Origin of the sequence: Streptomyces spiralis (assembly GCF_014654675.1) — a bacterium.
Classification (GTDB): domain Bacteria; phylum Actinomycetota; class Actinomycetes; order Streptomycetales; family Streptomycetaceae; genus Streptomyces; species Streptomyces spiralis.
This window is the reverse complement of the sequence record NZ_BNBC01000001.1, coordinates 94,555-115,743: the sequence shown is the minus strand read 5'-3', so window position 1 is coordinate 115,743 and position 21,189 is coordinate 94,555. Positions and strand designations below refer to the sequence as shown.

General features: G+C 71.4%; 19 protein-coding genes. 6 read left to right on the top strand and 13 right to left on the bottom strand.

Annotated features, from left to right (window positions below; all coding sequences use genetic code 11):
- Positions 1–33 precede the first annotated feature (33 nt).
- The 6 genes from IE318_RS00520 to IE318_RS00495 all read right to left on the bottom strand — a co-directional run bounded on the left by IE318_RS00520 (position 34) and on the right by IE318_RS00495 (position 7,800).
- On the bottom strand, positions 34–2,259 hold the full coding sequence (locus tag IE318_RS00520; protein WP_189895530.1) for a SpoIIE family protein phosphatase: 2,226 nt from the start codon (positions 2,257–2,259) through the stop codon (positions 34–36).
- 352 nt (positions 2,260–2,611) lie between these two features.
- A complete protein-coding gene (fomD, locus tag IE318_RS00515; protein ID WP_189895529.1) occupies positions 2,612–3,304 on the bottom strand; it encodes a cytidylyl-2-hydroxypropylphosphonate hydrolase in 693 nt (230 codons plus the stop codon).
- Between the two features lie 72 nt (positions 3,305–3,376).
- A complete protein-coding gene (locus IE318_RS00510; protein ID WP_030176522.1) occupies positions 3,377–4,762 on the bottom strand; it encodes a class II fumarate hydratase in 1,386 nt (461 codons plus the stop codon).
- Between the two features lie 67 nt (positions 4,763–4,829).
- Entirely contained in the window at positions 4,830–5,522 is a 693-nt protein-coding gene (locus tag IE318_RS00505) for a hypothetical protein (protein WP_189895528.1), read from the bottom strand.
- A 13-nt stretch (positions 5,523–5,535) separates the two neighbouring features.
- Positions 5,536–6,003, bottom strand: a complete 468-nt coding sequence (locus tag IE318_RS00500) for a hypothetical protein (protein ID WP_189895527.1) — start codon at positions 6,001–6,003, stop codon at positions 5,536–5,538.
- A 126-nt stretch (positions 6,004–6,129) separates the two neighbouring features.
- Positions 6,130–7,800: a fumarate hydratase gene (locus IE318_RS00495; protein WP_189895526.1), complete on the bottom strand. Its 1,671-nt coding sequence runs from the start codon at positions 7,798–7,800 to the stop codon at positions 6,130–6,132.
- A 215-nt stretch (positions 7,801–8,015) separates the two neighbouring features.
- Here IE318_RS00495 and IE318_RS00490 point away from each other — a divergent pair, with 215 nt between their 5' ends.
- Together IE318_RS00490 and IE318_RS00485 are read left to right on the top strand one after the other, a co-directional pair.
- Positions 8,016–8,696, top strand: coding sequence for a DUF1707 SHOCT-like domain-containing protein (locus IE318_RS00490; protein WP_189895525.1), 681 nt, complete (start codon positions 8,016–8,018; stop codon positions 8,694–8,696).
- Between the two features lie 131 nt (positions 8,697–8,827).
- Positions 8,828–9,205: a WhiB family transcriptional regulator gene (locus IE318_RS00485; RefSeq protein WP_189895524.1), complete on the top strand. Its 378-nt coding sequence runs from the start codon at positions 8,828–8,830 to the stop codon at positions 9,203–9,205.
- 123 nt (positions 9,206–9,328) lie between these two features.
- Here IE318_RS00485 and glpX read toward each other — a convergent pair whose 3' ends face one another.
- Positions 9,329–10,363, bottom strand: coding sequence for a class II fructose-bisphosphatase (gene glpX / locus IE318_RS00480; RefSeq protein WP_030176509.1), 1,035 nt, complete (start codon positions 10,361–10,363; stop codon positions 9,329–9,331).
- A 127-nt stretch (positions 10,364–10,490) separates the two neighbouring features.
- Between glpX and IE318_RS00475 the strand changes: the two genes are divergently transcribed.
- Entirely contained in the window at positions 10,491–11,021 is a 531-nt protein-coding gene (locus tag IE318_RS00475; protein ID WP_030176506.1) for a DUF4245 domain-containing protein, read from the top strand.
- Positions 11,022–11,058: 37 nt separating this feature from the next.
- Here IE318_RS00475 and IE318_RS00470 read toward each other — a convergent pair whose 3' ends face one another.
- Both IE318_RS00470 and xseA read right to left on the bottom strand, forming a co-directional pair.
- Positions 11,059–11,316 carry an exodeoxyribonuclease VII small subunit gene (locus IE318_RS00470; protein WP_189895523.1) on the bottom strand — a complete coding sequence of 86 codons (258 nt, stop codon included), beginning with the start codon at positions 11,314–11,316 and terminating at the stop codon, positions 11,059–11,061.
- Between the two features lie 9 nt (positions 11,317–11,325).
- Positions 11,326–12,534, bottom strand: a complete 1,209-nt coding sequence (gene xseA / locus IE318_RS00465; protein ID WP_189895522.1) for an exodeoxyribonuclease VII large subunit — start codon at positions 12,532–12,534, stop codon at positions 11,326–11,328.
- 135 nt (positions 12,535–12,669) lie between these two features.
- Between xseA and IE318_RS00460 the strand changes: the two genes are divergently transcribed.
- Positions 12,670–13,686, top strand: coding sequence for a 4-hydroxy-3-methylbut-2-enyl diphosphate reductase (locus IE318_RS00460; RefSeq protein ID WP_189895521.1), 1,017 nt, complete (start codon positions 12,670–12,672; stop codon positions 13,684–13,686).
- A gap of 47 nt (positions 13,687–13,733) precedes the next feature.
- On the top strand, positions 13,734–14,480 hold the full coding sequence (ppgK, locus tag IE318_RS00455) for a polyphosphate--glucose phosphotransferase (RefSeq protein ID WP_189895520.1): 747 nt from the start codon (positions 13,734–13,736) through the stop codon (positions 14,478–14,480).
- A gap of 61 nt (positions 14,481–14,541) precedes the next feature.
- Here the strand turns inward: ppgK and IE318_RS00450 are convergent, their stop codons facing one another.
- Entirely contained in the window at positions 14,542–15,141 is a 600-nt protein-coding gene (locus tag IE318_RS00450; RefSeq protein WP_189895519.1) for a DUF6542 domain-containing protein, read from the bottom strand.
- Positions 15,142–15,306: 165 nt separating this feature from the next.
- Between IE318_RS00450 and ychF the strand changes: the two genes are divergently transcribed.
- Positions 15,307–16,395, top strand: coding sequence for a redox-regulated ATPase YchF (ychF, locus tag IE318_RS00445; protein ID WP_030176488.1), 1,089 nt, complete (start codon positions 15,307–15,309; stop codon positions 16,393–16,395).
- 298 nt (positions 16,396–16,693) lie between these two features.
- Here the strand turns inward: ychF and IE318_RS00440 are convergent, their stop codons facing one another.
- Genes IE318_RS00440 through IE318_RS00430 form a run of 3 tightly spaced genes read right to left on the bottom strand, consistent with a single transcriptional unit; the run spans position 16,694 to position 21,161 of the window.
- Positions 16,694–17,530: a fumarylacetoacetate hydrolase family protein gene (locus IE318_RS00440; RefSeq protein WP_189895518.1), complete on the bottom strand. Its 837-nt coding sequence runs from the start codon at positions 17,528–17,530 to the stop codon at positions 16,694–16,696.
- Complete coding sequence (locus IE318_RS00435) at positions 17,527–19,176, bottom strand: FAD-dependent monooxygenase (RefSeq protein WP_189895517.1); 1,650 nt, start codon at positions 19,174–19,176, stop codon at positions 17,527–17,529. Before IE318_RS00435 ends, IE318_RS00440 begins: the two co-directional genes overlap by 4 nt.
- Positions 19,173–21,161, bottom strand: coding sequence for a flavin-containing monooxygenase (locus tag IE318_RS00430; RefSeq protein WP_189895516.1), 1,989 nt, complete (start codon positions 21,159–21,161; stop codon positions 19,173–19,175). The genes IE318_RS00435 and IE318_RS00430 overlap by 4 nt, the downstream gene beginning before the upstream one ends.
- Positions 21,162–21,189 lie beyond the last annotated feature (28 nt).

The following is a 21,189-nucleotide window of genomic DNA, read 5'->3' as shown; positions in this document are numbered from 1 at the left end:
CGTGTCCAGGGGTGCGTGCCGGCCCCTCAGGCCTCAGGTCCGGTTCAGTTCGAACCAGACCACCTTGCCGGTGCTCAGCCGGGTCGCGCCCCAGCGGCGGGCCAGCTTGTTCACCAGGTACAGGCCCCGGCCGCCCTCGTCGGTGGCGCGGGCCTGGCGCAGCCGGGGAAGCTGCGGGACGTCGTCGCCGACCTCGCAGCGCAGCACGTCCGTGCGCAGCAGACGCAGCGTCACCGGCCGGGAGGCGTAGCGCACGGCGTTGGTGACGACCTCGCTGACCAGCAGCTCCACCGAGTCGGTGAGCTCCTCCAGGCCCCAGCGGTCCAGCGCGCGGCGGGCCAGGCGGCGGGCCCGGCCCGGGGCCGCGTCCTCCGGCTCCAGGAACCAGTACGCCACGTCGCTCGGCGCGATCCCGTCGAAGCGGGCGGCGAGCAGCGCGATGTCGTCGTCCCGGTCGCCCGGGCCGAGCATGTCCAGCACCTCGTCGCACAGGGCTTCCAGGGGCGGCGGGTGGTCCGGGCCGGTGAGCTCCGCCGTCGCCTGGAGCTTCTCGCGCAGCTGCTCTATGCCGGTCCACACGTCCCTCAGCCGCGACTCCACCAGGCCGTCGGTGTACAGCAGCAGGGTGCCGCCGGCCGGCGCGTCCAGCTCCACCGCCTCGAAGTCGACACCGCCGACGCCGATCGGGGCGCCCGGCGGCACCCGCAGCACCTCGGCCCGGCCGCCCAGGTGCAGCAGGACGGGCGGCGGATGGCCGGCGTTGGCGATGGTGATGCGGTGCGAGACCGGGTCGTAGACGGCGTACAGGCAGGTCGCCATGCGGTCGGTGCCCAGGCGCTGCGCCTGCTCGTCCAGGTGGTGCAGCACCTCCTGCGGCGGCAGGTCCAGACCCGCGAGGGTCTGCGCGGTGGTGCGCAGCTGACCCATGATCGCCGCCGACGTCATGGAGTGGCCCATCACGTCGCCGACGACGAGGGCGACCCGGCTGCCGGGCAGCGGGATCGCGTCGTACCAGTCGCCGCCCACCCGCGCGGTCTCGGCGGCGGGCAGATAGCGGGAGGCCAGCCGCACCCCCGTGGGGCGGGGCAGCGTCTCGGGCAGCATGGTGCGCTGCAACTCGTCCGCGATGTACGCCTCACGGCCGTACAGCACGGCCTTGTCGATGCCGAGCGCGCTGTGCGTGGCGAGCTGGGCGGCGACCAGCAGGTCGTCGGGCTCGAATTCCGGGCGCTCCGGGCGGCGCAGGAACAGCGCGGCGCCGATCACGCGGCGCCGCCCGCGCAGCGGGGCGAGAATCGTGCGCTGCCCGGAGGGCACCGCCAGTTCCGAGCCCTCGCCGAGGAGTTCGCTCAGCGCGGCGCCCGCCGGGTCCGTGTCCGTGAACACCGGCCGTACGCCGCGCAGCACCTCGCCGAGCGCGCTGCCGGGCCGTACCTCGCACAGCTCGTTGGTGACCACGGACAGCTCGGCCGGCTGCTCGGGCGCGGGCGCGGGCAGGAACCCGACCTCCGGGTCGCGCTCGGCCGGTATCCGGTCGGTACGGCGCAGCCGCAGCACGAGCGGGCCCACCGGCCGTTCGTCGCCCACCGGCAGCGGCTCGCGCAGATAGACGAGGATGGCGTCGGAGAACGTCGGAACGGTCGCCCGGCACAGGCCCATGACGATCTCGTCCAGGTCCATGCCGCGGGCGATCCGCCGGGTGGCCGCGCCCACGAACCGCAGCCGGTCCCCGTCCCGCCGCATCGGCAGCGGACGGCCCGGCGGCAGGCCCTGTCCGGTGCGGCGCTCCCGTCCGCCGGGGCCGCGCCGCTCCCGCCGGCCGGACGTGCCCTGCGTCCCGGGCACGTCGGTGCGCCCTGTGGCGTCGGAGGGCCCTGTGGCGCCGGAGGTGCCCGTGTTTCCGGTGGTCCCCGTGGTCCTGGCGCCCGCGCCGTCCGGCTGCGCCGGGATGCCCTCCGGCACGGGGCGCGGCCGGGGCACGTCGGGTTCGGCGGACACGGGCTGCGCGTGCTCGTACCCCGCCGAAGGCGCCGCCTCGGTGCCGCGCGGTGTGTTCGTCCCGGCCCCGCGCGGCGGCTCGCCCTGCGCGCCCTGCGCCGCGGCCGGGCAGGGCGGGGCGCAGGCGGGGCGCGGCTGTGGCGGTAACGCCGGAGACGGTTCGGGGGTACGCAGGAGTGCCCCGCGGGCGTCCGCGGGGTCGGCGCCCGGCTGGGGGCGTTCGAAGGAGGTCGGCTGCTCCGTCACGCGTGTCGAATCCATCCGTCCGGGGCTGCGCGCCGGGCGCGCAGTTCGTCCCGCCGAAGACCCGATACCCGGAATACGTGCCCCAGGAACGGATTTCCGGCGTGGTCAGAGGCTGTTCCTGTGCCACCGGCGAACCGCATGCGGTCCGCACGGGCAGGACCCGCGTCAGCGGCGTGTGCCGCCGGACGGGCCCGAGGGCCTGTCCGACAGGCCCTGGTGCGCTCGTACCCCTCGCTCACGTCCTGCCGCCCCTCGGTGACGTTAGGTCAGACTCGGCGCCCGCTTCGGGAGTTGCCCTGTTCCGTGCCTCCCTGCGCCCTTGCGGAGGACGATCCTACGTTTCCCGCCCGGGGGCGCATCAAGGGTCTCATGAGGACACGTGCGCGGGCGTACGGTCCCAGTCCTCCGGCAGTGACGGTACCGCCCAGGACGGGTCCGGGCGCCAGTGCTGCCAGTTCTCCGAGAACGGCGGCCCCCAGGCGCGGATCACCTCCACCGCCGACCGGCCGGCCGCCCGCACCCGCTCGGCCAGACCGGCGTCCACCAGCCCGTCCCGCTGGGCCTGTGCGAACTCGTCCTCGTCCCGCCAGTGCCAACTGCGGTCCGGGTGCACGGAGATGTCCAGAAAGTGATCCTCGGAGTCCACCCCGCCCGCCCACCGGGTCAGCGGCTCCTCAAGATTGACGTACCAGTTCTTGAACCGCCAGCCCGGCTCCCAGAACAGCCACACCGACCACGGCTCACCCGGCCGGGCCAGCTTCAGCACGCCCGTGCCGAACCAGCGGTCGCGCTGCACGGTCCGCGGCTTGGTGTAGCGGGACGCGAGCGGTTCCAGATGCACGGGCGTGCCGTCGGCGAGCACCGGCTTGACGCACTCGGTGCCCGGCGCCATCCATACGGCCAGCACCTCGGCGTCGTCGCGCACGACGGTGACGGGACGCGCGATGTGGAAGCCCGTGCCGCCGTTCGCCCGGTACCGCCAAAGGATCTGGCACCCGGGCGCCCAGTGGGTCGTCGCACCGCCGGTCTTCACGCGTCTCGTCGCTCCGTCGTCTGTCATGCACAGATATTAGGTGTCATGGGCATACGACGCTGCGGTGAGCGTCACGGTTCACGCCCGCGTGCGGACTGCTCACGGGTGCGTCATCCGCAGGACGTCCAGCGCCTCGTCCAGCTGCTCCTCCGTCAGGTCGCCGCGCTCGACGTAGCCGCCCTCGAGTACGGCCTGACGGATCGTCTTCTGCTCCGCGAGCGCCCTCTTCGCGACCTTCGCGGCCTCCTCGTACCCGATGTACCTGTTTAGCGGGGTGACGACGGACGGCGAGGACTCGGCGTACTCGCGCGCCCGCTCGCGGTGGGCCACGATCCCGTCGACGGTCCGGTCCGCCAGCAGCCGTGAGACGTTCGCGAGCAGCCGGACCGACTCCAGGACGTTCTTGGCGATGACCGGCAGCATGACGTTGAGCTCGAAGTTGCCGGCGGCGCCGGCGGTGGCGACGGTGGCGTCGTTGCCGGTCACCTGGGCGCAGACCATGAGCACCGCCTCGGGGATGACGGGGTTCACCTTGCCCGGCATGATCGAGGAGCCCGGCTGGAGGTCCGGCAGGCTGATCTCGGCCAGCCCGGTCCGCGGCCCGGAGGACATCCACCGCAGATCGTTGGCGATCTTCGTCAGGCTCACCGCGACGGTCCGCAGCTGACCGCTGGTCTCCACGATCCCGTCCCGCGCGCCCTGCGCCTCGAAGTGGTCGCGGGCCTCGGTGAGCGGCAGCCCGGTGGTGCGGGCCACCTCCTCGATGACGGCGGCGGAGAAACCCGGCGGGGTGTTGATGCCGGTGCCCACGGCGGTACCCCCCAGCGGCAGCTCGGCGAGCCTCGGCAGCGAGGCCTTCAGCCGCTCCACGCCGTGCCGGATCTGGGCCGCGTACCCGCCGAACTCCTGCCCCAGGGTGACGGGCGTGGCGTCCATCAGATGGGTCCGCCCCGACTTCACCACGTCCGCGAACTCCTCGGCCTTGCGCGCGAGGGCGGCGGCCAGGTGCTCCAGGGCCGGGATCAGGTCCCGGGTGACGGCGGCGGTGGCCGCGATGTGGATGGAGGAGGGGAAGACGTCGTTGGAGGACTGGGAGGCGTTGACGTGGTCGTTGGGGTGCACGTCCCGCCCGAGGCGCTCGCCGGCGAGGGTGGCGAGGACCTCGTTGGTGTTCATGTTCGAGGAGGTGCCGGAGCCCGTCTGGAACACGTCGACCGGGAAGTGCTCGTCCCACCGGCCCTCGGCGACCTCCGCCGCCGCCTCCTGGATCGCCTGCGCGATGTCCTTGTCGAGCACCCCGAGCTCCGCGTTGACCTTGGCGGCGGCGCCCTTGATACGGGCGAGCGCCTCGATGTGCGCGCGCTCGAGACGCTGCCCGGAGACGGGGAAGTTCTCCACGGCACGCTGCGTCTGGGCACGCCACTTGGCGAACGCGGGGACCTGGACTTCGCCCATGGAGTCGTGCTCGGTGCGGTATTCGGTCATACCCGGTACAGCGCGGGGCGGGGGGTGGATGTTCCTGGGGTGCGCCGAACGGGTGCCGGGGCAGCGGTCAGCGGGCGCGGAGCTGCTCGTCCAGCCGGCCCAGCTCGTCGAGAAGCTCCGCATCGCCCTCCCACTTGGCCAGCCGCCGCAGGCCCTCCGGTGAGAGGCCCTTGACCTGTGGCGAGCGGCCCTGCAGTACGGCGATGCACAGGCGCAGGGCGGCCCGGTCCACGTCGAGGGAACCGGCCCGGGGCACGTCATAGATGGGCAGGGGTGCGTTGTCCGGGGCACGGCCCGTGCTGATCTGTTCCAGCAGGGACAGCGCGTGCCGGCGCAGGGCGACGCTCTTGCCGGCCCCCGCGATGCCCTGGAGCAGGACCAGGTCGGCGTCGGACTGTGCCAGGGCCGTGGTCAGGGGCTGGGTCGAGTACCGGCCGCGGCGAGGCAGACCGCGGCTGCCGGCGGCGGTACTGCCCTTGATGTCCTCGACGAGCACGGTCAGGTCGGTCAGCTCGCCGCCCAGCCATTGGCTTTCGGTGCTCGTGGACCTCAGCTTGCGCAACAGCAGCCGGGCCAGCGACCGCCGGAACGCCGGGCCCTGCGGCGGGGCCGGAGGCGGCGCGGCGCCGTCGGGTACCGTGCCGCCGCGCAACGGGCCGACGGGGCCGGAGATGTGGATGTCCCGCGCGTTGAACACCGGCGCCGTGACCGTCCAGTTCGGCTGCTCGAACTCGGCGTTCGCCTCATCGGATCCCGGCATTGTGTGACGCCGATCAGAGGTGGTGGCCGGCCCACTGCGCCAGCTGGTCCACGGAGGCGCCGAGCTCGTTCGCGGCGTTGGCGGCACCGGTCAGACCGCGCAGCAGCGCGCCGACCCGTGCGAGGCCACGGACGGCCGTGCCGCTTCTGGTCGAGCCATCGGGGTCAGGAGACCCGTCCGGGCCGTCGGAGTCCGTGCCGTCCTGGTCGGAGCCGTCGTCGGCGAGGCCCGTGTCATCGGCGTCCGCGTGACCGGTGTCGGAGCGCCCTGATTCCCCGAGCGCGGACACCTGTGCCAGCTCCGCGTCGACCGCGGCGAGTTCGGGCTCCGGGACGTTCTCCAGGGCTCGGACGCGGGCCCGCAGCTCCTCCACCACGGCGACGAAATCCGCAGGCCCGCTCCGCTCGGTGAGGTGGAGGTCACCGGTGATGTTGTAGACGTTGCTGTTGTGCAGCTGCCAGGAAGACTGGCTGAAGGTCATGACGCGAGCTCCCCCCCCCGGAGAGTTGCAGGGCAACAGCGTAGAGCCACTGCAGCCCCGTTGACGTCGCCAAGACGCGGATTGGTCCGGGGTTCTGCCGGGGGGAGCCGATCGAAGGCCGCGGCGTTACGCCAGCCCAGGCCCGCGCACGGGGATCGTCGTGAACGTCGGCTGCGGTGCCGGGTCCTGGAAGAAGTCGTTGCCCTTGTCGTCGACGACGATGAACGCCGGGAAGTCCTCGACCTCGATCTTCCAGACGGCCTCCATGCCGAGCTCCTCGTACTCCAGGACCTCGACCTTCTTGATGCAGTCCTGGGCGAGGCGGGCGGCCGGGCCGCCGATGGAGCCGAGGTAGAAGCCGCCGTGGGCGTCGCACGCGTCGGTGACCTGCTTGCTGCGGTTGCCCTTGGCCAGCATCACCTTGGATCCGCCCGCCGCCTGGAACTGCTCGACGTAGGAGTCCATGCGGCCGGCCGTCGTCGGGCCGAAGGAGCCGGAGGCGTAGCCCTCGGGGGTCTTCGCCGGGCCCGCGTAGTACACCGGGTGGTCCTTCAGGTACTGCGGCATCTCCTCGCCCGCGTCCAGCCGCTCCTTGATCTTGGCGTGCGCGATGTCGCGGGCCACGACCAGCGGGCCGGTCAGGGACAGGCGGGTCTTGACCGGGTACTTGGTCAGCTCGGCGAGGATCGTGTCCATCGGCTGGTTGAGGTCGATCTTGACGACGTCGGAGGACTCGTCCAGGTGCTCGTCGGTCGTCTCCGGCAGGAAGCGCGCCGGGTCCGTCTCCAGCTGCTCCAGGAACACGCCCTCGGCGGTGATCTTGGCGACCGCCTGGCGGTCCGCCGAGCAGGACACCGCGATCGCGACCGGGCAGGACGCGCCGTGCCGGGGCAGGCGCACCACGCGCACGTCGTGGCAGAAGTACTTGCCGCCGAACTGCGCGCCGATGCCGATCTTCTGGGTCAGCTCGAAGACCTTCTGCTCGAGGTCCTTGTCGCGGAAGCCGTGGCCGAGCTCCGAGCCCTCCGCCGGGATCTCGTCCAGGTAGTGCGCGGAGGCGTACTTCGCGGTCTTCAGGGCGTACTCCGCGCTGGTGCCGCCGACGACGATCGCCAGGTGGTACGGCGGGCAGGCGGCCGTGCCGAGCGAACGGATCTTCTCCTCCAGGAACTTCATCATGGAGGCCTCGTTCAGGACGGCCTTCGTCTCCTGGTAGAGGAAGGACTTGTTGGCGCTGCCGCCGCCCTTGGCCATGAACAGGAACTTGTAGGCGCCGCCGTCGGTGGCGTACAGCTCGATCTGGGCGGGGAGGTTGGAGCCGGTGTTCTTCTCCTCCCACATGGTCAGCGGGGCCATCTGCGAGTAGCGCAGGTTCAGCTTGGTGTAGGCGTCGTAGATGCCGCGGGAGAGGGCCTTCTCGTCCTCGCCCTCGGTGAGGACGTTCTGGCCGCGCTTGCCCATGACGATGGCCGTGCCGGTGTCCTGGCACATCGGCAGCACGCCGGCGGCGGCGATGTTGGCGTTCTTCAGCAGGTCCAGGGCCACGAACTTGTCGTTGCCCGACGCCTCGGGGTCGTCGATGATGCGGCGCAGCTGGGCGAGGTGGGCCGGGCGCAGGTAGTGCTGGATGTCGTGGATGGCCTCTTCGGCCAGCTTGCGCAGCGCCTCCGGCTCGACCTTGAGGAACGTACGTCCGTCGGGCCCCTCGACGGTGGAGACGCCCTCGGACGTCACCAGCCGGTACGGGGTGGTGTCCTCACCCTGGGGGAGCAGATCGGTGTACGCGAACTCAGGCATCGCAGCCCATTCCTCACTCTACGGACGGCTGCCCGCCGACGCTGGCGGGCACCGACCAGCGTAGAACCTGCCGCTGACCGTGAGGCTGTGAGGTCCGGCTCAGTTCACCGTCCGCTCCTCGCCGGCCCGGTCCGGCCCCGTTTCCCCGGCCGCTTCGCGGCCGCTTCTCGTGCGCAGAGGTGTCGCGATCTATCGTGTTTGGGTACGCTGCTGCCGTGGACCTTCAGAAGCAGACCGCCGCCCCCGCCACGGAGCTGCGCGCCTCGGACGCCGACCGTGACCGCATCGCCGACATCCTGCGCGACGCCCTTGCCGAGGGCCGTCTGAGCGCCGAAGAGCACGCCGAGCGCGTCGAGGGGGTGCTGAACGCCAAGACGGTCGGCGAGCTGGAGGTCTTCATCCAGGACCTGCCCGCCGCCCACCAGGGCCGTACGGCACCGGCCTACACCTCCGCGCCCAATCGTCCGGCCGCCGGCGCGATACCCCCGGAGGCCGACGAGAACGTGGTGGCGGTGTTCAGCTCGGCCATGCGCAAGGGCCGCTGGCGCGCCGGGCGGCGGCTGCACGCGTACGCGGTCTTCGGCAGTGTCGAGATCGACCTCAGCGAGGCGATCTTCGAGTACCAGCAGGTCGTGATCAAGGCCGTCTCCGTCTTCGGCGACGTCCAGATCCGCGTCCCGGAGAACGTGTCGCTGCGCGGCACCGGCGGCGGCGTCCTCGGCAACTTCGAGGTGGCGCCGCTGGACTCGTCCGAGTCCGACGCGCCCGTCGTCTACGTCGACGGCTGGGCGATCCTGGGCAACGTCGAGGCACGGCCCAAGCGCGGCAAGCTCGTCGCCGACATCCTCGACCGTGTGCAGCGCAAGGTCGACAGGGGTTTGCGCAAACATCTGTGAGCGATCGCGAACCAGCCACGGAACGCCTCTGACCAACCGCACGGTCGGGAACTCAGTGCATAGGCGCACGCACAGCGGGTAGGCCTTGCTGCATCGTCTCTCGCTCGCGAAGCCGTCGTCAGGAGAAGACCGTGCTGCAACCGCCGCATTCGTCCCTGCAGGTAGCTGCCGTTCCGGCCCCGCGGGTGCCAGTGCGGGACAGGGACCAAGACGCACCCTGGCACACCGAGGCGGTGTGCCGGCGCGACGAGGCCGGCCTGTTCTTCGCACCCTCGAAGGAGCCCACCGCCGCGCGGCTGTCGCGCGAGGAGGCGGCCAAGCGGGTCTGCGCGCGCTGCCCTGTGATGGTCGAGTGCCGCGAGCACGCGCTGCTGCAACCGGAGCCGTACGGCGTCTGGGGCGGCCTCACCGCCGCCGAGCGCCGCGTCGTCCTCGCCCGGCGCCGCCGGCGCGAACTGGAGCTCAAGAAGGCGGCCCGCACGACGGACCGCATAGCGGCGGCCGGCTAGCCGGGTCCCCGGCAGGCCTTCCTCGGCCCGTCGCCACGCGTTACTCGGCACACGTATGGGGCGCTCCCTCCGCACCGGGAGCGCCCCATACGTGCTGTGCCGGGCCCGCGGGCCGGGCGTCGGCTACCTCGCGCGGTCGAAGTCGATCGCGCTGTACGCCCGCAGCTTGCTCAGCCGGTGCTCGGACTCGATCCGCCGCACCGTGCCCGACTTGGACCGCATGACGATCGAGTCGGTCGTCGCCGTCTCCGAGCGGTAGCGCACCCCGCGCAGCAGCTCGCCGTCGGTGATGCCGGTGGCGACGAAGAAGACGTTCTCGCCCGAGACCAGGTCGTCCGTGGTCAGCACGCGGTCGAGGTCGTGCCCGGCGTCGATCGCCCGCTGGCGCTCCTCGTCGTCCTTCGGCCACAGCTTGCCCTGGATCGTGCCGCCCAGGCACTTCACGGCGCAGGCCGAGATGATGCCCTCGGGCGTGCCGCCGATGCCGAGCAGCAGGTCGACGCCGGTGCCCTCGCGCAGCGCGTAGATCGAGCCGGCCACGTCGCCGTCGGAGATCAGCTTGATGCGCGCGCCCGCCTCCCGGACCTCCTGGATGAGGCCCTGGTGCCGCGGCCGGTCCAGGATGACGACGGTGACGTCCTCGGGGGTGCCCCGCTTGGCCTTGGCCACGCGCTTGATGTTCACCGACACCGGCGCGTCGATGTCCACGAAGTCGGCCGCGTCCGGGCCGGTCACCAGTTTGTCCATGTAGAACACGGCGGACGGGTCGAACATCGCGCCGCGTTCGGTGGCGGCCAGAACCGCGATCGCGTTCGGCATGCCCTTGGCGGTCAGCGTGGTGCCGTCGATCGGGTCGACCGCGATGTCGACCTCCGGGCCGGTGCCGTCGCCCACGCGCTCTCCGTTGAAGAGCATCGGGGCCTCGTCCTTCTCCCCCTCGCCGATGACGACGACGCCGTTCATCGACACGGTGGAGACGAGGGTCCGCATGGCGCGGACCGCGGCGCCGTCGGCGCCGTTCTTGTCACCGCGCCCGACCCACCGGCCCGCGGCCATCGCCGCGGCCTCGGTGACCCGGACCAGTTCCAGGGCGATGTTGCGGTCGGGAGCCTCTTCGGGGACTTCCAGCTCTGACGGCAAGTGATGATGCTCGGTCATCGGAGCGCACCTTTCTGATACGACGACGGCCGGATGAGGGTGTTGGCCATGACTCTATCGCCGAGTCGACAAAATGAGCAGGGGACCCCACGGATGAGCGGTCCGGGCACCTGCGACGATAGAGGGCGTGGCAGGTTCGAACGGCAAGCAGAAGTCGGTCCGGAGCATGATCCTCTCCCTCGGGGTGATCGTGATCGCGGCCGCGAGCGTCTATCTCTTCATCCCGCACGACGATCACGCTCCCGACATCAAGCGGGTCGACTACCGCGTCGAGCTGCTCACCGCGCGCCGCGCCGCCCCGTACGCGGTGGCCGCGCCCGAGGGCCTGCCCGAGGCCTGGAAGCCCACTTCCGTCCGCTACCGGGCCGACCAGGACAACCGCTGGCATCTGGGTTTCCAGGATCCCGAGGGCCAATACGTGGCGATCGAGCAGTCCACTCAGAAGCGCAAGGACTTCATCGACGACGCCAGCCAGGGCGGCCACGCCACCAAGGTCACCCAGGAGATCGACGGCCGCACCTGGACCCGGTACACCGGCGGCCGCTACGACGCCCTCGTGCTGGAGGACGCCAAGGGCTCCACCACGGTGGTGGCGGGCACGGCCTCCTTCGGCCAGCTGACGAAGATGGCGCAGGCGCTGGAACTGAAGAAGTCCTGACCTTCCGCGTCCGGCTCCGGGGACCGCACCCGGAGGATCACCCGGAGGATTCCGCCTCCCCCTCGGCCTCCTCCTCGGCCAGTGCCGCGTCCAGGCGCGCGCGGGCGCCCTCCAGCCAGCGCCGGCAGACCTTGGCCAGCTCCTCGCCCCGCTCCCACAGGGCGAGGGACTCCTCCAGGCTCGTACCGCCCGCCTCCAGACGCCGGACGACCTCGATCAGCTCGTCCCGCGCCTGCTCGTAGCCGAGCGTCTCGTCCGCCGCCGCGGTGCTGCCTGCTGCGGTGTTGCTTGTCATCCGCCCACCCTATGTGTCGACCCGAACTGTGAAATCGCCCCCGGCGACCCGGGCGCGCAGCGCCTCGTCCGCCGCCACCTCGGCCGGGTCGCGGACCACGTGCCCGTCGGCCTTCTGCAGCACGGCGTACCCGCGGCGCAGCGTCGCGGCGGGGGAGAGGGCCACCACGCGCGCGTGCGTGTGCGTCAGCTCCGAGTCGGCGCGGTCCAGCAGGTGCCGCAGCGTGCGCCGGCCACGGTCCAGCAGCGAGGCGACATGGTCCGCCCGCTCGTCGATCATGCGGTGCGGATCCTCCATGCAGGGCCGCGCCAGCGCGTGGGCGAGGCCCCGCTCCTCGCGCTCGACCAGGGCACTCACGCACCGCCGGGCGCGGTCGCGCAGCTGCCGTACCCGCTCGAGCTCCTCGCCGACGTCCGGCACGACCTTCTTGGCGGCGTCGGTGGGTGTGGAGGCGCGCAGGTCGGCGACGTAGTCGAGCAGCGGGGTGTCCGGCTCGTGCCCGATCGCGGAGACGACCGGCGTACGGCAGGACGCCACCGCGCGGACCAGCTGCTCGTCGGAGAACGGCAGCAGGTCCTCCACGCTGCCGCCGCCGCGCGCGACGATGATCACATCCACCTCGCCGAGCGCGTCGAGCTCCTTGACGGCCTGTACGACCTGCGGGACGGCGTGCACGCCCTGCACCGCGACGTTGCGAACCTCGAAGCGGACGGCGGGCCAGCGGTGCCGGGCGTTCTCCAGCACGTCCCGCTCGGCGGCGGAGGCGCGGCCGCAGACCAGGCCGATCAGCTGAGGGAGGAAGGGCAGCGCCTTCTTCCGCTCGGGCGCGAACAGTCCCTCGGCGGTCAGCGACTTCTTCAGCTGCTCCAGGCGGGCCAGCAGCTCGCCGACGCCCACCGGCCGTATCTCGGCGGCCCGCAGGGACAGCTGCCCGCGCGGGGCGTACCACTCCGGCTTGGCGTGCACGACGACGCGGGCGCCCTCGCCGACGACGTCGGCGACCGCGTCGAACACCTCGCGGTAGCAGGTCACGCCGACCGAGATGTTGTACGACGGGTCGCGCAGCGTCAGGAACACCACGCCCGCGCCCGGCCGCCGCGACAGCTGGGTGATCTGGCCCTCGACCCACACCGCGCCGAGCCGGTCGATCCAGCCGCCGATGAGCCGCGAGACCTCACCGACCGGCAGCGGGGATTCGGGGGACGTGGTGACAGCCATGTCCGCGAGGGTAGCCGCCGCCACCGACAGCGGGGGCGGTGGCGGCACCGCGCGGGGGCGGTCGCGCCGTCGCGCCGGGCCGGTGCTCCCGGCGCCACCCCCGGCGATCTTCCGGCCGTCGGGCGCGGCCTTACGATGGGTGCCATGACTGCTACGTCTGGCCGCCGTGTCCTGCTCGCCGCCCCCCGGGGCTACTGCGCGGGTGTGGACCGCGCCGTGATCGCCGTCGAGAAGGCCCTGGAGCAGTACGGGGCTCCGGTGTACGTCCGGCACGAGATCGTCCACAACAAGTACGTCGTGCAGACCCTGGAGAAGAAGGGCGCCGTCTTCGTCGAGCGGACGGAGGAGGTGCCGCCGGGCAACATCGTGATGTTCTCCGCGCACGGCGTGGCCCCCGTCGTCCACGAGGAGGCCGAGCGCGGCCGCCTCGCCACCATCGACGCCACCTGCCCGCTGGTCACCAAGGTCCACAAGGAGGCCGTCCGCTTCGCCAAGGAGGACTACGACATCCTCCTGATCGGGCACGAGGGCCACGAGGAGGTCATCGGCACCTCCGGCGAGGCCCCCGACCACATCCAGCTCGTCGACGGCCCCGAGGACGTCGCGAAGGTCGAGGTGCGCGACCCGTCGAAGGTCGTCTGGCTCTCCCAGACCACGCTGTCGGTGGACGAGACCATGGAGACGGTCGACGCCCTGCAGGAGAAGTTCCCGCAGCTGATCTCCCCGCCGAGCGACGACATCTGCTACGCCACGCAGAACCGCCAGCTCGCCGTCAAGCAGATGGGCGCCGAGGCGGATCTCGTCATCGTGGTCGGCTCCCGCAACTCCTCCAACTCCAAGCGTCTGGTGGAGGTCGCCAAGCTCGCGGGCGCGGCCCAGGCCTACCTCGTGGACTTCGCCGACGAGATCGACGAGGCCTGGCTGGAGGGCGTGACGACGATCGGCGTGACGTCGGGCGCGTCGGTGCCCGAGGTCCTGGTCGAGCAGGTGCTCGAGTGGCTGGCCCGGCGCGGCTTCGAGGACGTGGAGATCGTCAAGGCGGCGGAGGAGTCCATCACCTTCTCCCTGCCCAAGGAGCTCCGCCGGGACCTGCGCGAGGAGGCCGCCGCGATGGTGGCCGAGCGCGGCGGGTCGGGTACGCCCCAGTCGTGATCGCCGATGACGGCGTGACTGTCAGTCGCACGCCGTAACGTGGAGCCATGCAGATCTTCGGTGTGGACATCGGCGGGTCGGGGATCAAGGGCGCCCCGGTGGACCTGGGCAAGGGCGACCTGGCCCAGGAGCGCTTCAAGGTGCTGACCCCGCATCCGGCGACGCCCGACGGGGTGGCCGACGGTGTCAAGCAGGTCGTCGACCACTTCGGCTGGACGGGTCCGGTCGGGCTGACGTTCCCGGGCGTCGTCACCGGCGGCGCCACGGTCCGCACGGCGGCGAACGTCGACAAGAGCTGGATCGACACCGACGCGCGCGCCCTGTTCCGCGAGCGGCTGGGCGGCCTGCCGGTGACCGTGGTCAACGACGCGGACGCGGCGGGCGTCGCCGAGATGCACTTCGGCGCCGGCCAGGGCCGCCGGGGCACCGTGATCCTGCTGACCTTCGGCACCGGCATCGGCAGCGCGGTCTTCGTCGACGGCACCCTCGTCGCCAACACGGAGCTGGGCCATCTGGAGCTGGACGGCCACGAGGCGGAGAAGCGGGCCTCCAGCAAGGTCAAGGACGACCACGACCTGTCCTGGGAGCAGTGGGGCCACCGCGTCGAGAAGTACCTCGCCCACCTCGAGATGCTCTTCTCCCCGGAACTGTTCATCCTCGGCGGCGGCGTCAGCCGCAAGGCCCACAAGTTCCTGCCCCTCATCACGGGCGTAAGAGCCCCGATCGTCCCCGCCCAGCTGCAGAACAACGCGGGCATCGTGGGGGCGGCGATGCGGGCGGCGGAGGGCGCGTAGCCGGGCGGCGGGGCGCCCGGGACAGGAGGGGGAGGAGGGAGTGCCCAGGTGCTCCCGTCCCTCACCGCGGCGGGCGGCGTCCGGCCCGCGCGCGGGCGGGCGCGGGTGCGGCGCGCCGCAGCAGAGCCGTGACCCCCGCGATCAGCGTCCCCCCGTACAACCACAGCGCCTGCGTGGCGAGCGCGGTGACCAGGCCCATCAGTGTGCCGAGGAAGCCGTCGCCATCGGCCAGGGGCAGCAGGCCCACGGCGTACCCGATGGGCACCACGACCGGCGAGGTCAGCAGGTCGCCCCGGCGCACCCACGCGGCGGTCAGCACACACACCGGCAGGAACAGCACGCCGTACCCGGTCGGGGACCCGCCGAACAGCAGCTGGTCGAGACAGCCCAGCAGAAACATCAGCGCCCCGCAGAACAGACCCGCCCCCAGGCCCGTGAGCCGCGGGTTCGGCAGCCGCCGCAGTCGTCGTATGGCGGCGGCGGGGCCGGAGACGGGAGCCGCGGCGGACGGACGCCGCCCGCCGGCCGGACGCGGCGCCCCCGGGGGATGCCGTGCCGCGGGCCGGTGGCCCTGCGCGCCCTGCCGTGCCGCCTGCGGCGGCGTCAGGGGCCTGCCGCCTCGCGGTCCGTGCTGCTGAGGTCGCGTCCTGGGTTGCTCCACTGGACCAACCTAGGTCTGTTTATGTGCTGAATAGGCCGTTTGACACGCCGCGCGGCGCGGCCTGGCCAAGCGTTCGAACCGCCGCGGGGGCCGGGCCGCGACACGCCGTAGACTGGTGGATCGGCCGCCTGGCCGCCAGTCTCCTCACGTACGGGAAGTCGCAACGTGTCGCTCACGATCGGAATCGTCGGTCTGCCGAACGTCGGCAAGTCGACCCTGTTCAACGCCCTGACCAAGAACGACGTGCTCGCGGCCAACTACCCGTTCGCCACGATCGAGCCGAACGTCGGTGTGGTGGGCGTCCCGGACGGTCGTCTCGCCCAGCTCGCCTCGATCTTCAAGTCGGAGCGGATCCTGCCGGCCACGGTCGACTTCGTCGACATCGCCGGCATCGTGCGCGGCGCCAGCGAGGGCGAGGGCCTGGGCAACAAGTTCCTCGCCAACATTCGCGAGTCGGACGCGATCTGCCAGGTCATCCGCGCCTTCAAGGACGAGAACGTCGTGCACGTCGACGGCAAGGTCTCGCCGAAGGACGACATCGAGACGATCAACACCGAGCTGATCCTCGCCGACCTCCAGACCATCGAGAAGGTCCTCCCGCGCCTCCAGAAGGAATCGCGGATCAAGAAGGACGTGGCCCCGAAGGTCAAGGCCGTCGAGGAGGCCAAGGAGATCCTGGAGAAGGGCGACACGCTCTTCGCGCACGGCATCGTCCAGGGCAGCGAGCGCGCGGAGCTCCTCCACGACCTGCACCTGCTCACGACGAAGCCCTTCCTCTACGTCTTCAACGTCGACGAGGACGAGCTGATCGACGAGGACTTCAAGAACGAGCAGCGCGCCCTGGTCGCCCCCGCCGAGGCGATCTTCCTCAACGCCAAGCTGGAGGCCGACCTCGCCGAGCTGGACGAGGAGGAGGCCCTGGAGCTCCTGGAGTCCGTCGGCCAGCACGAGCCCGGCCTGGCCACCCTCGCCCGCGTCGGCTTCAACACCCTCGGCCTGCAGACCTACCTGACGGCCGGCCCCAAGGAGTCCCGCGCCTGGACCATCAAGAAGGGCGCCACCGCCCCCGAGGCCGCCGGCGTGATCCACACCGACTTCCAGAAGGGCTTCATCAAGGCCGAGGTCATCTCCTTCGGGGACCTCCTCGAGGCCGGCTCGGTCGCCGAGGCCCGCGCCAAGGGCAAGGCCCGCATGGAGGGCAAGGAGTATGTGATGCAGGACGGGGACGTGGTGGAGTTCCGCTTCAATGTGTGACCGATTCGTTGCCGTGCGCTAAGTGGTTCGTCAAGCGTGCAGATCAGAAGGGGCTGAGCTCTGGCGAGCTCAGCCCCTTCTGCGCTCCCGTGCTGACTCCTGGTGCTGTGGCCGGAAAGGTTTGCCGGAAAGCCTGCGGCGTCCGGTGTGGGGGTACCTCCCGCGCCGTTCAGGCAGGGGGGGAGCATCGCAAGGCGGAGCATCTCCCGTGTACTCGGTGGCCCGATCGTCGGCGCCGCACCTGCGGGCATGGAGTGGCAGCCGCTCCGATCCCTGGGCCTGCTCCGCCCCGCGCCGGTCAGGAGACGTCGCGGACCGTGTTGCGAAGCGTCCCGAGTCTGCTGACTTCGACTTCGACGACGTCCCCGTCGACGATGAATCCCGGCGGCTCCATGAAGAGCCCCACACCGCCCGGCGTGCCGGTGACGATGACGTCGCCGGGGGAAAGCGGCGTGAACGCGGTGACGTACTCGATGATCGACGGAATGTCGTTGATCAGGTCGGCGACCTTGCCGCGCTGGCGTACCTCACCGTTGACCCGGGTCGTGAGCTCGAGTTCGGTGACATCGCCGACCTCGTCGGCGGTCACCAGACAAGGACCGAAGCCACCGGTCCCCGGCCAGGTCTTGCCGGGCAGCCACTGGCTGGCGGCGCGCTGCCAGTCGCGCACCGAGAAGTCGTTGTACACGGCGTAGCCGGCGACGTGGTCGTAGGCCTCGGCCCTGGAGACCCGATGCGCGGGCCTGGAGATGACCAGAGCCACCTCGCCCTCGTAGTCGAACTGCGCGGAGTGCGCGGGCTTGAGGGCGTCCTCGCCGTGGCCCATCTGGCTGTCGGCGTAGCGGGCGAAGACGACCGGGGCCTGAGGGGCCGCCTTGCCGATCTCGTCCTGGTGGGTGCGGTAGTTGACCCCGATGCAGATGATCTTGCGAGGCTCCGGGATGACCGGGGCGAGCCGCACATCACCGAGCGCCACCGGGCGGTCGGTGTAGTGCGCCAGGGAGTCGAGGGCGCCGGCCGCGATGGCCTCGGCGAGCGAAGGTGCTGTCGGGGTCGCGTCGTAGACGGTCTCGGCGTCGAGACGCCCCCAGGCGATGCTCCGGTCGGCGCGGTAGTAGCTGACGAACCTGCTCATCGGGTGGTCCTGTTCAGTGGTGGGCGAGAGTGCGGGTGCAGGGCTTTGGAGTACGGATCGGTCCGTCGGGAGCGGTCGTCGACGAAGGCGCGGAGGCGCTCGACGACGCGTTGCTCGCCGGCGGAGTCGAACACCGCCGCGACGTAGCGGTCGGGACGTACCGCGACGAAGACCGGAAGGGTGCCGGCGCCGGAGGTGAGCACCGCGGTGGTTTCGGTGACCATGCCGTCGGTCGGCTCGGTCGGCTCGCCGTCCGGTGCGCGGAGGCACAGCCGGTTCGCGCCGATCGCGTCCCAGTAGGCGTCGACCGCCGCGCCGGGCGGACCTCCGATCTGCAGCAGCGTCCATCCGCGCCCGAGGTGGGCGTCGAGTCCGCGTTCAGCACCGGTGGCGTCGCGGACGACGGGCTGGCTCAGGGCGCGGCCGACGGTCACGGTGCCGAGGGTGACGCCGTGGGCCCGGGCGGCGACTCCGGCGGTGTAGTCGGGTGGTGCGATGAAGCGCATGTTGGCGAGGAATTCGCGCACGCGGGGGATCAGGCTGACCGTGCGGACGACGGTGTCCCGTACGCGTGTGACGAGGGGGTGGGTCGCCATGACGACTGCGCCGATACGGCGCGAGACCGTCACCATCGCGGCTCCGTGGGTGCGGCGCTCGACCTCGTAGGAGTCCAGCAGCCGCTCGGTCGCGCCGCCGTTGACCGCCTCGATCAGCTTCCAGGTGAGGTTGGTCGCGTCGCGGATACCGGCGTTCAGGCCCTGGCCCGCGAACGGCGGCATCAGGTGTGCGGCGTCACCGACGAGGAACGCGCGCCCCGCACGGTACGTCCGCGCGACACGCTGGTGCGCGATGTACACGACCGCGCGGCGCACGTCGTCCGACGCCAGCTCGGCCCGGAAGCGGGGCACGACCAGCTCGCGGATCCGCTCCGGCGTCGTCATCTCATCGGGATCCTCGTCGTCGAAGAGCATGAACTCGATCCGCAGGCGTCCCTTGACGCCGGGCACGAGTACGTACGGCCGCTCCCCGTCGCCGTGGAACTCGGCGAACGGGTCCCGCGCGTGCGGCTCGTTGTGCAGATCGACGACGATCCACCGCTGCGGCTGGGTGGTACCGGCGAGATCGATCCCGACCGCCCGGCGGGTGAAGCTGCGTCCGCCGTCGGCGCCGATCAGCCAGTCGGCGGTCAGAGTCCGCGTCTTGTCTCCGGTCGTCACGGTCACGCTGATCCCGTCGCCGTCCTGCGTGATCGCGGTCGCCTCGGCGTCGCGCAGGAACTCGAGCCCCTCGTGCGCGACTGCTCGCTCCCACAGCAGCCGCTCCAGGATCGGCTGGTCGAACTGGGTCTTGGCGGGATGCCCCAACCGCGACGCGACCGGCCTCGCTTCGAGCAGGAGGCGGTCCCCGAGCCCGAAGTAGCGGCTACCGGTGTCGAGCAGGGACTCGGCCTTGAGCGCGGCGGCCACACCGAGCTGCTCAAGGGTGCGGAACGACTCGTCCTGGAGGCTGATCGCGCGAGGCAGGTCGCCCGGCTCGGTCTCCTTCTCCACGAGCGTCGTACGCACCCCCGCATCGGCGAGCAGGAGAGCGGCGACGAGCCCGATCGGGCCGGCACCCACCACGAGCACATCACGCCGCACGGTCACGACGACGCCTCCGGTCGTGGGCGGAGCGTGAAGTCGGCGTCGAAGTCCGCGCCGCGTGTCAGCTCCCAGTACTCGAGATGGCTGTACGGCCATACCTGCGAGACCCGGCCGCGGGAGTTCTTGTACCAGGTGCGTACCTGCGGCTGCCCCCACGCACGCTCGGCATTGCCCTGGTCGATCCACGCGAGGAACCGGTCCAGGGTCTCCTGCCCGACCTCGAGGGACGCCGCCCCTCGGCGCAGCATCTGGTGGATCGCCTCGACGGTGAACTCGACCCCGCACTCGATCATGAAGTGGAACTGGCCGTGCACCACGTAGTTCGTGTTGGGCCCCTGGATCAGGAAGAGATTCGGGAAGCCCGGCACGGATATACCGGCCCAGGCCGTCGCATCACCGTTCCAGTGCTCCTTGAGCGTCTGACCGGACGGCCCGGTGACCACGATCGGGTCCAGGTAGTCGGACGCCCTGAACCCGGTCGCGTAGATCACGACGTCGACCGGGTGGTGCTCGCCGTCGGCGGTGACGATGCCGTCGGACGTGAACCGCTCGATCGGGGAGGTGACGAGCTGGGCGTGCTCCCGGTGCAGTGCGTGCGCCCACACGCCGTTGTCGCGGAGCATGCGCTTGCCGCCGGGGGGATACGCGGGCACGACGACATCGAGCATGTCGGGACGGTCCGCCCACTGCTCGCGCATGATCGCGGTGAGTGTCTCGCGCACCCGCAGGTTGGTCGCCGACACCGAGTCGGTGCGGTCCCACTCCGGATCGACCTTGACGGTGTGCAGCCGTCCTGTGCGCGCTCCCCAGAACGCCTGGAACCGGAACCACTGACCGTAGTACGGGACATGCTCGCTGAGCCAGGCCAGGGCCGGCGGTGTCGGGTCGTGGTAGTTCGGGGCGGGAACCGTCCACGGTCCGGACCGCTGGAAGACATCGAGGTGGGCGACTCGGTCGATGATGCTCGGGACGATCTGGTAGGCGCTGGCGCCGGTGCCGACCACCGCGACGCGCTTCCCGGTCAGGTCCACGTCGTGGTCCCACCGGGCGGAGTGCATCTGTACGCCGCCGAAGTCGTCCTGCCCGGGGATCTGCGGGATGTTCGGCTTCTCCAGCTGCCCGGTCGCGGCGATGACGGCGTGGAACCGCCGGCACTGCTCGACGCCGGCACGTCGTACGACGACCTCCCAGGTGGCCGATGCTTCGTCCCAGGTCATCGAGATGACCTCGGTGTCGAACTCGATGTGCTCGCGCAGCTTGGCGCGATCGACGATCTCGACGGCGTACGCCTCGATCTCCGCACCCTCGGCGTACGCGTCGGGCCAGTCGGCGCGCTGGGCGAAGGAGAAGCTGTAGCCGAAGGTCGGGGTGTCGAGGCGGACGCCGGGGTAGGTGTTGGCCCACCAGGTCCCGCCGACCTCGGGGTGCTTCTCGAATGCGACGAACCGTACGCCCGCCTGCTTGAGCCGGTACATCGCCGCGATGCCGCTCATCCCGGTGCCGATGACCGCGACCTCGAAGTCGCGGTCGGGTGCGACCTCGTCGATGTGCCAGGTCGGTGCTCCCGGACGTCGCGTGACCAGGTCGAGCTCGTGCATCATCAGTGCCGCGTCCTCGGCACTTGCCCCGCCCGTGATGAACTCGACGATCGTGCGCGCTTCCTCGGGCTCCAGCAGACGGGGCCGGGTGAGCCTGTCGTCGCGGACGCGCTTGAGGGCGGACAGCGCGAGCTCACGCGCACGCGCACGTGCGGGCCCGCTCATGCCGCCGTGCGCAGGCGGGGTCGTGTCGACGGGGGGAAGCGGGGGTCGCAGCTCCGCCGGGATCAGCGTGTGATCTCCGGTCAGCGCCGCCAGCGCCGTGAGCAGCGACGGCAGGTCGGCCTCCGCGACGATGCGTTCGAGGAAGGCGTCGTCCTCAGTGATGGGCGTGTACTCGTCGCGCCAGTACACGTCGTCGATCTGGGCGCCCTCGCTCGGGTCGGTCATCAGCCCTCCATCGTGTTCGGGGGTTCTC